The 12238-nt window shown below is 47.8% G+C and carries 14 protein-coding genes, 3 tRNA genes and 1 pseudogene; 5 read left to right on the forward strand and 13 right to left on the reverse strand.

Annotated features, from left to right (window positions below; all coding sequences use genetic code 11):
• Nucleotides 1-461 precede the first annotated feature (461 nt).
• On the forward strand, nt 462-1523 hold the full coding sequence (locus V2S86_RS09920; RefSeq protein ID WP_330762275.1) for an acyltransferase family protein: 1062 nt from the start codon (nt 462-464) through the stop codon (nt 1521-1523).
• 665 nt (nt 1524-2188) lie between these two features.
• Here the strand turns inward: V2S86_RS09920 and V2S86_RS09925 are convergent.
• On the reverse strand, nt 2189-2893 hold the full coding sequence (locus V2S86_RS09925) for a hypothetical protein (protein ID WP_330762276.1): 705 nt from the start codon (nt 2891-2893) through the stop codon (nt 2189-2191).
• A 1116-nt stretch (nt 2894-4009) separates the two neighbouring features.
• On the opposite strand from V2S86_RS09925, the gene V2S86_RS09930 reads away from it, so the two are divergent.
• Together V2S86_RS09930 and V2S86_RS09935 are read left to right on the forward strand one after the other, a co-directional pair.
• Nucleotides 4010-4468: an STM2901 family protein gene (locus V2S86_RS09930; protein WP_330762277.1), complete on the forward strand. Its 459-nt coding sequence runs from the start codon at nt 4010-4012 to the stop codon at nt 4466-4468.
• A complete protein-coding gene (locus V2S86_RS09935) occupies nt 4462-4752 on the forward strand; it encodes a DUF1493 family protein (RefSeq protein ID WP_330762278.1) in 291 nt (96 codons plus the stop codon). Before V2S86_RS09930 ends, V2S86_RS09935 begins: the two co-directional genes overlap by 7 nt.
• Before the next feature lie 24 nt (nt 4753-4776).
• Here the strand turns inward: V2S86_RS09935 and V2S86_RS09940 are convergent, their stop codons facing one another.
• The 6 genes from V2S86_RS09940 to V2S86_RS09965 form a co-directional block, all read right to left on the reverse strand.
• Nucleotides 4777-5004: a pyocin knob domain-containing protein gene (locus V2S86_RS09940; RefSeq protein ID WP_330762279.1), complete on the reverse strand. Its 228-nt coding sequence runs from the start codon at nt 5002-5004 to the stop codon at nt 4777-4779.
• A complete protein-coding gene (locus tag V2S86_RS09945) occupies nt 4994-5128 on the reverse strand; it encodes a hypothetical protein (RefSeq protein ID WP_330762280.1) in 135 nt (44 codons plus the stop codon). The genes V2S86_RS09940 and V2S86_RS09945 overlap by 11 nt, the downstream gene beginning before the upstream one ends.
• 1015 nt (nt 5129-6143) lie before the next feature.
• Nucleotides 6144-6218, reverse strand: a tRNA-Gly gene (locus V2S86_RS09950).
• 2 nt (nt 6219-6220) lie between these two features.
• Nucleotides 6221-6295 (reverse strand) — tRNA-OTHER (locus V2S86_RS09955).
• A gap of 2 nt (nt 6296-6297) precedes the next feature.
• Nucleotides 6298-6374: transfer RNA gene (locus V2S86_RS09960), tRNA-Ile, on the reverse strand.
• A 62-nt stretch (nt 6375-6436) separates the two neighbouring features.
• Entirely contained in the window at nt 6437-6712 is a 276-nt protein-coding gene (locus V2S86_RS09965; protein WP_330762281.1) for a hypothetical protein, read from the reverse strand.
• A 48-nt stretch (nt 6713-6760) separates the two neighbouring features.
• Between V2S86_RS09965 and V2S86_RS09970 the strand changes: the two are divergent.
• Nucleotides 6761-7051, forward strand: a pseudogene (locus V2S86_RS09970) (tyrosine-type recombinase/integrase); the annotation flags it as partial.
• 305 nt (nt 7052-7356) lie between these two features.
• Here V2S86_RS09970 and V2S86_RS09975 read toward each other — a convergent pair.
• The 4 genes from V2S86_RS09975 to ftnA form a co-directional block, all read right to left on the reverse strand.
• The gene (locus tag V2S86_RS09975; RefSeq protein ID WP_330762282.1) at nt 7357-7698 is read right to left on the reverse strand and encodes a YebY family protein; all 342 of its coding nucleotides are present in this window, start codon (nt 7696-7698) and stop codon (nt 7357-7359) included.
• 69 nt (nt 7699-7767) lie between these two features.
• Nucleotides 7768-8649, reverse strand: a complete 882-nt coding sequence (gene copD, locus V2S86_RS09980; protein ID WP_330762283.1) for a copper homeostasis membrane protein CopD — start codon at nt 8647-8649, stop codon at nt 7768-7770.
• Between the two features lie 2 nt (nt 8650-8651).
• The gene (yobA, locus tag V2S86_RS09985) at nt 8652-9035 is read right to left on the reverse strand and encodes a CopC domain-containing protein YobA (protein WP_330762284.1); all 384 of its coding nucleotides are present in this window, start codon (nt 9033-9035) and stop codon (nt 8652-8654) included.
• 324 nt (nt 9036-9359) lie between these two features.
• Nucleotides 9360-9878, reverse strand: a complete 519-nt coding sequence (gene ftnA / locus V2S86_RS09990; RefSeq protein ID WP_013815088.1) for a non-heme ferritin — start codon at nt 9876-9878, stop codon at nt 9360-9362.
• 374 nt (nt 9879-10252) lie between these two features.
• Between ftnA and V2S86_RS09995 the strand changes: the two genes are divergently transcribed.
• Complete coding sequence (locus V2S86_RS09995) at nt 10253-10483, forward strand: DNA polymerase III subunit theta (RefSeq protein ID WP_004943118.1); 231 nt, start codon at nt 10253-10255, stop codon at nt 10481-10483.
• Nucleotides 10484-10512: 29 nt separating this feature from the next.
• Here V2S86_RS09995 and pip read toward each other — a convergent pair whose 3' ends face one another.
• Together pip and dksA are read right to left on the reverse strand one after the other, a co-directional pair.
• The gene (gene pip, locus V2S86_RS10000) at nt 10513-11466 is read right to left on the reverse strand and encodes a prolyl aminopeptidase (protein WP_330762285.1); all 954 of its coding nucleotides are present in this window, start codon (nt 11464-11466) and stop codon (nt 10513-10515) included.
• 159 nt (nt 11467-11625) lie between these two features.
• A complete protein-coding gene (gene dksA, locus V2S86_RS10005) occupies nt 11626-12051 on the reverse strand; it encodes an RNA polymerase-binding protein DksA (RefSeq protein WP_330762286.1) in 426 nt (141 codons plus the stop codon).
• Nucleotides 12052-12238: the final 187 nt, after the last annotated feature.

A 12238-nucleotide genomic window follows, 5' to 3' on the forward strand; every position in this document is an offset into this window, starting at 1 on the left:
AGGCTAAGGCGCTTCTCGACCTAGTCTACGGTCGGGCTGGCAAATTTTGATACTCTAGTGCCTGACCTCACAACAAAAATTGTACACATATACAGCGTTAGCGTAAGAAACAACCGACGTGAAAACCGCTTTATCTCGAAAAAGATAGGGCGCGGATCGATAACGAAAGCTGGTTTTGGAGAATAGCCGGGATCCCTCCCGGCATTATCTTGCACCACATTCCTGGTCGTGATGCCAAAATCGCATCTTATTTATCAGTAGCATGCAGATAAGCTGCTTGTTGCGTGCTACGGTTGTTCAGCACAATGTCTGTGCCGACGACGTTATCAACTGATAGCCCTTCAGAGGAGATAGGTGATTCTTTGGGGGGGGGTTAATAGAATTCATTATTTCTTATTGTGTTATGTTAGAATCTTGAGCGTTGATGCGAATGTATAGAATGAGTATGAGATTACGAAATTATGGAAAAGAAGTTAAACCCATGGCTTGATTTATGCAGGTCTCTCGCAATTATCATGGTGTTATTATCTCATGGCAGAGTATTTTTGCTGCCGGCATTCCCTTCAGCTCAGCACTTGAAATTTGGTGGATTCCTGGGCGTGGAGTTATTTTTCGTTTTATCTGGGTTTCTCATCGGAAGAATAATATTCGATAAGATTGAAAAATCTGACACTGCGTTTGGCTGGATTCCTTCGTTTTGGTTCCGCCGTTGGATGAGAACGTACCCAAGTTACCTCCTATTTCTAATAGTGAATATACTTCTCATTGACAATATCAGACCAGAGACACAACCGAGTTTGCTTGCTTTCTCAACATTCACCCAGAGTTTAACGACGCCTCACCCCGCATTTTTTGGCGAAGCATGGAGCCTCGCAGTAGAAGAGGTATTTTATTTTTTATTCCCTATTGTGATATCTGTTTTTTTATTCGCAAAAATAAACAAAGGAAACAGTCTAATATTAGCGATTGCCGCCATGATCGCGATGTCGTTTGCATTTAGAATCAACGCGGTGATTAACACATCAATGACATTTAACGAAATACGCTCAACGTCTTTATACAGACTAGACTCTTTAATGATTGGTGTTATTTTTTCATGGTTATTTTTATCAAAAAAAATAAACATAATTTCTAAGCTGGGTGTTTTACTGGTTCCAGTAGCAATATACATAGCCGCAAAACCCGATGCATTCATGGATGACAGCACATTCCTAAAGATATTTTTATTTGATATCGCAAACCTTGGATTTGCTTGCTTAATAACCGTCTTCTATCACGTTGATGTCACGTCCATTGTAAGGGGTGTTACATCAAGAATAGCCAGGTGGTCTTATGCTGCATACCTTATAAACCTCCCTGTTCTTTACTGTATCAATTATTACATACCTAAGCCAACATCCTTAATCGGATGCATATCCGTTTGGGTATTGTTCTTGGTCATGACAATTCTCAGTTCTAAACTTGTTTATGACCTATTTGAAGTTAAAGTTCTTCAATTAAGGGACCGGATGAAAAGCGCATGATCTTCATGCGCCCACCAGGTTAAACGCCGACAGAAAGCCACATGATTAGCAATATCAAGCAGATTGTTCAGTACTGACCTGATGTCCCCATTGTGGAATCAAAGCGTTCACCGATATCAACAATCGAATTTATGCCTGCATATCTCACGCTCGCCGCGCACTCACCACGATCGGGATTCGGATGAGTCCCGAAAGAAATGAACTCCACATGAGTCATGATTGGATAACGGACACTGTGAGCCATACCACACGAGCCGACCATGAGAAAAAAGGCAACTATACGCTGCATCATCAGAACCCTATAGTTAATGCGGCAACTCTTCTCTTTGTGGCGCAGTAACTCAACCGCCTTCAAATAATGGTTTGCCCTGTTTATTCATCAGGCCTCATAGGCTCGCACCCTGCGTTCGACCTCCGTCTTCGACAGTTTCCGACTTAGGGCTTGCTCATAAAGCCGCACGCAATATTCCCGGTGGTGCTTTGGCAGTCACGCGACCGTGAATCCATACTCAACCCTCTCCCATATTTAAACCAGCCAACATCGGCATCGCTGAGGGTTATCGTGCATGACGCAACAGCCTCAGAAAGCTGCTCTGTCGTGCATAAAAAAAGGTCGCGGTGGCGACCTGAAACGAAAACTATTTCTAGTATTAATAAAAATATAATTATTGAGCGTTAAGAATATTTTTTTGAGCAACCATCATCAATCTATTTGCCATGTCGTTTAAAACATATAAATCTCTACGGCGAGTCCAGGCTTGTGCAGATTGGTTATCATACCATACCGGCAGAGTCACCTCCCTCAGTGCATATCCTTTAACATTACGCATTTGACATGTCATCACGCAACGCTTCACATGATCGCCATGCCCGATAACAGCTGCAGTCCCGACAGAAGCGGAATCACCCTCGAAATATTTATTGATGATAGCTTGCAGCACACCATCAGTACTAAGGTAAGTGAGATTTCCTTGGTCATCCCATTCTGGCTCAATCGAAACGATATCTTCGGCTGGGATGTCAGGATACATTTCCTTCGAAGCCAAATACCGTGCAATTTCCCACTGAACATACATTCGCATTGGCTTGATACGGTATGCCTTGGTACAGCAATCAGCAAGATCCTTGTTCATTGGCCCTGGTTGTGCCAGCTCATTTTTTGATCCGGAAACATTTGCACGGTTCCCAAATGCAAAAGCGATGAGGAGACCCGTATCGCCTATAGAGATATAGGGCGGATGATTATCAAAAACGGTAGTATCTAAATCCTCCGCCAATACAGCGGAAACACACTTATCACCTAACTCCATCGTTAATTTATTGCGCAAAGTACTATAAAAAATCTCATCTTTGTTTTTTTCAGACAACATATAGACTCCTTGGTAATGTTATTATTTTCTCACTCGAGTATTTAATAGCGATAAATTCTCTAGCAGACCTCGTAAATTCGAGAGTTAAACATTACCGGTTATCAATACTGACTTTCACCCTTTCATAGTTGTGCCAGCGCTAACAAAAAAATCGCTTTGGACTCACTGTCACAGACCGCATTGAAAGTAATTATAAAGCCATCAATCCAATTGCAGTACACAGTGATCTTCCGATTCGGAGTAAGCACTCAGGCCATTGTACTCTTGCACCTGCGTACCATCGTCCACTTCGAACTCCGGGATACTTACAGTCGCCCTCGCCTCACAGCCATGCCGCGTAAATCGGTGCGTCGGTCAGTCGGAAAAAGGGGACAAGTTGTGGGGGTTAGATGAAAGCAAGGCACTGTCGGTGTTTGAATGGTGCGATTCGAAATGGAATTCAATACGCCTTCCACGCAGAGAACACCAGTGGATCACCGAATGCATAGCGCCGGTGTTCTGCCGTCGAGTTGTAAGCCATATACACCTGACGACAGACCCCCTCATCTACCCCGATGCGGTATACCTTCTGCGCCGGCGTCGCATTGCTGGTCACGTTCTGGAAATAGGAAATATGGAGGTGACTGAAAAGTACTTGGATGCGCGTGAAAAAGTATTTTACCTTGCTGTAATAACGGAAAAGACCGGATATGGAAATCCGGAGAGTTTCGGAAGAGACGAGATAACCAACTGAATTCTATAACATAAAAAAGACCGAATACGATTCCTGTTCTCGCATCATACTAATTAATTTATTAAATATCATACATTTAAAACAAAAAACGATTAAAGCACACCCAAGAAAGCATGTGAAAACACGTCAAAATAATCAAACACATATCATTTTTTTCGGGGATGCTCGGAAAAAACTCGAAAGGATTTTCGATCAAAATCCCCTCTGAAGCCAACCTTACACCCCGTCTGGCATAACTATTTTTTCTCTCGAACCAAAGCAGCAGCATCCCGCAACGCACCCCAGAACAAAAACCGGGCAATTTTCCCAAATCAGCATCCAGCATAGAAATGTTTCGCTTCAGTTGGTATGTTAGGCAACAACTAAAATGACAAGGAAAAGTTATGGATACGGTTGAGGAATTAGGCGGGACGTATTTCTATGCTGGAAGGTATAACCTGAGTGCCAGTGAGCTATTTTTCATGATCTTCTGCGAAGAAACGGCCACTCAGTTAGGTATTGAGGATATAGCCGCCGTAGCGTTTATCCATGCGGGAAGAAATATTTCACCAACACGAGGGAAATTTAGAACGGCGATACCTGATACCTCCTTGGCTTCCCGACAAGCTAGAAAGGTGTTTGGAAATAGAATGTTTCCACTCGGGTTGAAAATGCCGTCGGTAATCGGAGGCTATCCTCCCTCAACCCTAAGACTGCGCATGGTAAGGAAGATGGGTACATTTGTAGGCCGTGCGGTCCCTGTTCTTGGGTGGGTCATCCTTGCAAAAGACATAACAGAGATTTCATTCAGATCTACGGTTAAGTACAACAGAATAGCGCGAGGTGCCGACAAGTTATGGTAGATAAAATTGAAGCGCGCATTTTTGAACTGGTGGAACCTTATAACGGACGCTCCTGGCTAACGTTTAAGAAGCAGATTCTTACTGGTGATAGTTCGTTGAATCACACCATGGGAATGGATGAGCAGGAAGCCATGGATCTTTTGGATGAAATTTTCACAGAATTTCACCTTGAGCATGATGCCTTGGACTTCACTACCTACTTTCCCGGCAGTAAGACACAATCAAAACCTCTCACTATCAATATGCTGATTGCATCCGCCAAGGCTGGCTGCTGGCTGTATTAGGCCGGCACTCGCCGGCCATCTTCATCAATATGCCTTCCACGCAGAGAACACCAGTGGATCACCGAAAGCATAACGCCGGTGTTCTGCCGTCGAGTTGTAAGGCATATACACCTGATGACAGGCACCCTCATCTACCCCGGTGCGGTATACCTTCAACGAGCCAGCCACGGCCTCAGGATAATTCAGCGCCAACGTGGCATTGCTGGTCACGTTCTGGAAGTACTCTCCCGACTCAGTGACATTATTTGCCATCACGTAAGGTCAGTAAAGTAGCCATACCGAACGCAGCAAATGAGCCGTACAGAACTGGCGCATTGGTTTTCACCCACAGCAAAGTTGCCTCCAGGAATCCCGGTGGCAGATGTTGATTATTCATTTGCCCGACTCCGGGTGTCAGAAAAGAAAAAAGGCCGTACCAAATGCAGCCCAATAAAAATAGAAACAAACATAATGATAGACAGCGGAAATTTAACTATTAATTATTTCACACTTAAAATTTTGAAATTTTCAAACCACCTATAAAAAGCAAGGATACAATTAGCAAGTTAATATTTCGCATGTAGGGGTACTAAACACTCCAACTTCAATTAATAAATAATTAAATATTTTTGTATAAAAATGAAAACATATCAATAGATATTAAAATAACCTAATAATAACTCACCCTACAACAAAAATTCACCTACAATATAAAAACACAAGTACAAAACCAAAGGAGGCCAATCGAAAGTTATAGAGATTAATATATTTATCATTCATGAGGCAGTATGCCAATCTAATCTAGTGCATTTCAATAAATATGGAGATTTCAATATGAAAAGCACAGCTATTTTATTTGCGTCTTGTATTGCTTTACTCATCCCTTTATCATCTTTTGCCGCCGAAACATCCCCTCAAGGCAATCTCATTGGGAAAAGTGCAGTATCAACCAATAAGCCCTGCACTTCCAACATTTCTCTCGTAAAAGACGGGAATGAATCACGAAAACCCGGAAAATGCTATTCAGCACGAAATTGCACCGGCAGAGTAATCGGGAATCATCAGCATGCTCATAATTGTAAAAATGTAGGAGGAAAATCATGGAGAAGTGGTGTTACGGGTAAATGTTCTAACCTGTAACTAGAGTTACAAGGCATACTCGATTTTACCTTTAGGGTATGCCTTACTACCAAAACCACGATAAGCAAACCAATTCTCTTTCAGTTATGCGCAACAATCAAATACCGTGACAGTGAAAATATAATCTTTCCACTGTTGCTTCATATCAGAGGGGCGTACTCAGAAAACCCAGGGTAGTGATCGATAGTGCGTATCAAAACTAAGTGCGCCTTTCTGATGCGCTTTCCAGCCACTCCGGGCAATCCCATCTTCGCAGGCTGAAAAGCTTTTTCTGGAGCGGGCAGTGGGAATCGAACCCACATCATCAGCTTGGAAGGCTGAGGTAATAGCCATTATACGATGCCCGCATTGGTCCGCCATCGAGGCCTCGCCCCCCGTACCTACAACTTAATGGTCGTTGCTCTTCCTGCTGAGCTAATGGCGGTTTGGTGGCCCTTGCTGGACTTGAACCAGCGACCGAGCGATTATGAGTCGCGCGCTCTAACCAACTGAGCTAAAGGGCCGAGGCGCGAATACTAATGCAGCCAGCATAACCACACAATACCCATTGATATTTCTTTACATATCAACGGGGCTTTTCTGACTCGAACTTCTCGTTCAACGCAATGCTGTCCGGCAGCAGCGCCCATGCGACGTAGAAATCGTGAGGTGTCATTTCATCCATCGACCAGGTGTGAATACCAATGTGGTAAACCTCGCCCTCCTCTTCGAATGCCCGGATGTGTCCTTTGTGCCATCCATCGCAGGGATTGAGCACCAGCACACTCTTACCGTCGAGATCGGCGGTCGGTAATTCACTCGCGGGTCGGAAAACGAGACTTTCAATAATGTGTATAGACATCTCTGGGCTCCAAATACGCAGAAACCCGCACATAGACGGGTTAATATAAGGCTGGTCAGCACGACAGATTTTCTGCTCAGCGCCAGCGTCAGGAAAAATAGCCCGGACGGATCCCTGCACCCAGATGGATTAACGAAAAAATTTGTAGCAGCGCGAAAAGCTTCAGGGTTGGATTTCGAGGAAAGCCCCCCGACATTTCACGAGATCCGTAGTCTGTCTGGACGATTATATGAGAAGGAAAGAGGAAGGGATTTTGCGCAGAAATTACTGGGGCATACTTCAGAGATGATGACACTGAAATATCTCAATACGAGGGGAAAAGAATACGTGATGCTATAAAAGACCGAGTATAGAAATTCGGACATTTTCGGACGAGAAAAAACAAACCCTTTAAAATCAACAACATAAAAAAAGACCGAATACGATTCCTATATTCGGTCTAGGGAAATGGCTCTTGGGAGAGAGCCGTGCGCTAAAAGTTGGCATTTTGTGCAGGACTTGTTCAGCCATGCACTTTAAGAGTAGCTTACCGCGCTAGTTTTGCCAGCCTCGCACACGGGCGGTGACAGTTGCGTTGTGGAATTAACCCCGCGCAATTTTTCAGCACCGGTTAACCTCTGGCTAAGCCTTTGTGGAGCAAGCCATTAGTTCGCGCACAGCTTCTCGGCACGTTTCAGGTATGGCTCAGTACTCATTTTTTTGCCGGGATTGGCAGCGTCATCCAACAGGATCACATCCAGCGGCTGGGCGCGCTGCTGCCCCGCTTTCACCTGCGCTTCTGCGGCGGCGTTGAGCGGGTATTGCATCAGCGTGCTGTTGTTAAGCACAAACAGCGCACCGCCACTGCGGCATTGCAGCGTCACTTCTTCTTTGGTGAACGCCCATTGCTTACCGTATTCCAACTTGGTGATGTTAACCAGTTGGTCTGCCGCCAGCGCGCCGGTCGTGGTCGCCAGCAGCGTAATGCCAAGTAATACCGATTTCATGTTATGGCCTTAAGGTTGCTATTTGAGTCAATTTTCCCGCAGTTTAGGGGCATCCGGCAAGCCGCAATGTTACACCGGCGCATAGGTTGCAAATAAACTGACCAGCAGCAGTACGCATGCGCCCAGTACAACCTCAATCCAGCAGGCCAGCACCAGCCCGCGCTGTGCCAGCCTGGGTACGCTGCTCATCGCCGGCACGATGGCATAACGGTTGGCCAGCGCTACCATGACCATCAGCGCCACCAGCGCGGTTTTGAACAACAACAGGCGCTGGTATGGCGAAGCCACGTCCAGCGGCCAGTTGCCGAGAATAATCAAACTGTTAATTACGCCGGTCAATATCACCAACGCCACCGCCAGGTGCCCCCAGCGCGAGAAACGAATCAAAGTGCTCACCGCGTCGCTGCGCCACTGCGGTTGAGCGAGGTAGCGCAGGCAAATCAACAGCGGTAACAGGCTGCCAAACCAATAACCGGCGGCCAACAGGTGCAGCGCATGGTTAAAACGGTGCAGCGCGCCGAGTGTTCCCTCATGCATCGCCGCATGGCCGATAAACGCCATACTGACCAGCAGCAACGTGGAAAGCAGCGCCAAAAGCTGCACGCGGCGTTGATCCGGCAACCACAGGCTCAATACTGCCAGCAGCGACATCCCCAAATGCCAGCGCCAGACCTCGCCGAAGGTGGTACCCAGCACCGCCCACCAAATCTCGGGTTGCCAGGTGTCGGCCCAGCCATCCCCCATCTGCCCGGCCTGAATAGCCAGCAGCGCCACGGCAGAAAACCCGGCAAGCCAGGTACTGGAGATCAACAAAGGACGCACGTCACGAGAGAGATACGGGGAAAGGCGCTGCGGCGACAATAAGGCGGTGAACAGGCTGGTGCCAAACATCAGCATCACCGCCGCAAAGTGCACAAAGCGACACAGAACAAACAGGGTCGCCAGACTCATGCTTAGTTAACGGTGAAGCTGTACTGGCCTTTGGTTTTATGACCGTCGACCGAAACCACGTGCCAACTGACGTTATATTTGCCGGCAGCCAGATCATCTTCGATAGGCAAAATGATCTGGGTGTTGTTGCCCGCCTCAATCTGCAATTTACCGGTTTTCACTTTGGCATCGTTCGGGCCGGTAATTTTCACGCCGCTGAAGTTAGGCTCAATGCCTTCGGAAAAATTGAGCGTCAGCACCTTCGGTGCCGGGCTGACGATGGCATCTTCCGCCGGCGTCTGCACTTTCAAATGGGCATGCGCCAGTGCCTGCTGCGAGGACAACCCGACAAACAGCACGAAAATGGTAGAAAACAGGCGATACGAAGAACGAATTTTACCGATCACAGTGATATCCCTTAAAGCAATAATCGAGGGTGATAAGGGTTAAGGCCGGCAGCCGGAACCCACCGCAGATGATTGCGCCACGGGTAAACAGAAGAACAGGAATAACGGCTAACTCGCTGTTTTTAACTCTCTACCTTCCTTTTAACTCTCTACCTTCCCTGTAGCGTATCGAATTAAATGATAACGAGACTCGATCCGTAAGTCGAGCAGAACGCTGGCATTCTGCGATCTGGCAGCACGTATCGCTGCTAAACCATGCTAAAAGCAGGGCATAAAAAAACCGCGCACCAGGCAAAGCCCGACGCGCGGTTCTTCAGCGCAGATTTAACCCTGGCCGTTGCCGTTTTCACCGGCTGCACCCATTTTCTTCAGATCTTTATCGATGAAGAACAGCGCCTTGCCGCTATTGCCCACCAGCGCCAGTTTATCCAGCACGGATTTGAACAGTTTCTCTTCTTCATGCTGCTCAGCAACATACCACTGCAGGAAGTTGAAGGTAGAGTAGTCATGAGCGATCATTGCCGCGTGCGCCAGTTCGTTGATCTGGCGAGTAATCAGTTGCTCATGTTCGTAAGTCTGTTGGAACACGTCCGCCAGGGATTCGAACTCAACCGGCGGCGCGGCGATGGTGCCCAGCAGCGGCAGGGAGCCGGTATCGCTCAGATAATCGAACAGACGTTGCATGTGCTGCATCTCTTCCTGAGAATGCTCTTTAAGAAATGCGGCCGCGCCTTCAAAGCCTTTATCGCTGCACCATGCGCTCATTTGCAGGTACATGTTGGCGGAATAAAATTCCAGATTCAGTTGCTCATTCAGCTTTTTGGTCATTTCTTGCGTCAGCATAATTATCCCTTTTATTTTGCAGGTATCGATTTAATTTTCCCGCATTATGCCTTGGCAAGAACAAAATAAAAACACCTGATTTACATTAGACTTCATTTTATTTTTAAATGATTAAAAATCAATGATATATATTAAAACCAAATTACTCACCTAAATTATTATGATAATTATTTTCATCCGTATATTTAACCAGAAAGCGAATCATTCTTATTTGATAAAATAAATGGATTGCATTGCCTTCGCCATAATAAATAATCGCTGATGACCAACGTTATTCCCACCGCCCTGCTCTCCTTGCGCTTCAGGCTTGCCAAGCGCCGCCGGGTGCATTACCTTCTGCGCTGATCCAATGCGGCGACAGTAAGGAGAATACGGTGGGTTACAATCTGGCAGAGCTTTCCAAAGAAGAGATGGACAAGGTGAACGTTGATCTCGCGGCTTCCGGCGTGGCGTTTAAAGAACGCTATAACATGCCGGTGATCCCGGAAATGGTTGAGCGCGAACAGCCGGCGCACCTGCGCGACTATTTCCGCGAACGCGTGGCGTTCTATCGCGTCGAATCACACAAGTATTCGCGCCTGCCGTACGAGCCGAAATCCAGATAAAAAAACCCGCCGTTATGGCGGGTTTTGCGTCATTTTGTCGCAAACCTGTCGGTGGCCAGCATCAACTGATGCAGGATACCCGGTTCATCGAAGGAGTGCCCGGCCCCCTCGACGATATGCAGCTCCGCCTCCGGCCAAACCTTCGCCAAATCCCAGGCATTTTGCACCTGGCAAGCCATGTCGTAACGGCCATGAATAATCACCGCCGGGATATGGCGAATCAACGGAACGTTGCGCAGCAACTGGTCGTCGCTGTCCAGGAAGCCCAGATGGGTAAAGTAGTGGTTTTCGATGCGGGCGAACGCCAGCGCAAAGTCATCCTCACCAAAGGAGGCGGACTCGGTGCTTGGCAACAGGGTTACCGTCTCCCCTTCCCACACGCTCCACAGCTTCGCCGCTTCAAGCTGCACTTGCAGATCCTTTGAGGTCAAACGCCGGCGGTAGGCCGCGATCACGTCCTTGCGCTCTTCTTCGGAAAGAATCGACAGCACGCGCTCCCATTTTTCAGGGAAGAACCGCGAAGCGCCGTCCTGGTAATACCAGCTCAGTTCCTGCTTACGCAGCGTGAAAATGCCGCGCAACACCATTTCGCTAACGCGCTGCGGATGGGTTTGCGCATAGGCCAGCGCCAGCGTCGAGCCCCATGAGCCGCCGAACACCAGCCATTGATCCACGCCGGCCATTTCGCGCAGGCGTTCAATGTCCTGCACCAGATGCCAGGTGGTGTTGTTGTCCAGGCTGGCGTGCGGTTTGGAGCGGCCGCAGCCGCGCTGATCGAACAGCAGCACCTTATAGCGCTGCGGATCGAACAGTTGGCGGTGATAGGAGGAAATGCCGCCGCCCGGTCCGCCATGAATAAAGACTGCCGGCTTCCCCTTCGGGTTGCCGCTCAGTTCCCAGTAGATCCGGTGGCCATCCCCTGTGTCCAGCCAACCGCTGTCATACGCTGCTAACGGCGGGTACAAACCTCGTAATTGTTCCATGGCGCTTCCGTCTCTCTGTGGTCGTACCCTCATAAAAGCCGAAGCGGCCCATCAGGTCAACGGTAAAACCCGAAAACTCGTACACTCTCCAACAAGTTAACGTGCGTTTGCTTAAAATGGCTGCAAAAGACCCGTTGCCCCATGCAGCCAATCCGCGGATCAGCCTCTTTTGCGCAAGTGCGGCTCGCGCATTTCCTGAGCGGTTTTCGCTTCAATACTCAGTTCCGCCGTTGGCCGCAATAGCAGACGAGCCAGGCCAATAGGCTCTCCGGTTTCCAGGCAGTAGCCATATTCGCCGTTGTAAAGCCGGGCCAGCGCCGCGGCGATCTTCGGCAGCAAGCGGCTTTCACGGTCCAACTGGCGGAACAATAATCGCAGGTCTTCTTCACGCGCGGCTTTATCCGCTTCGTCACCGGTCACCTCACCGCCGTCGATGTCACGTTTCAACGCATCGATGTGCTGCAGCAATTTTTGCTGCTCCTCCAGCAGACGTTGGCGAAAAAACGCCTGCTGTGCCGGGTTCATATAATCAGACTCCGGCATGGCCAGGAGCTGCTGTGGGTTTAACAAGGAAATAACGGTCATTGCGCTCTCCGGTGATGATTAATTTGTTATATTATAACATATCAATCCAATTAAGCAGCCGTTCATAAAAAACAAAATACTCACGTTTAACAAACGATTGACTAAAACATACGTTTTCATGCTTGCAACCAAGCGGTGTAAGGTGGTTAATGGCTTAGCAAACCACCCACCCATAGGTAACTGAGAG

It is taken from the genome of Serratia sp. C2(1) (assembly GCF_036352655.1).
Lineage (GTDB): Bacteria > Pseudomonadota > Gammaproteobacteria > Enterobacterales > Enterobacteriaceae > Serratia > Serratia inhibens.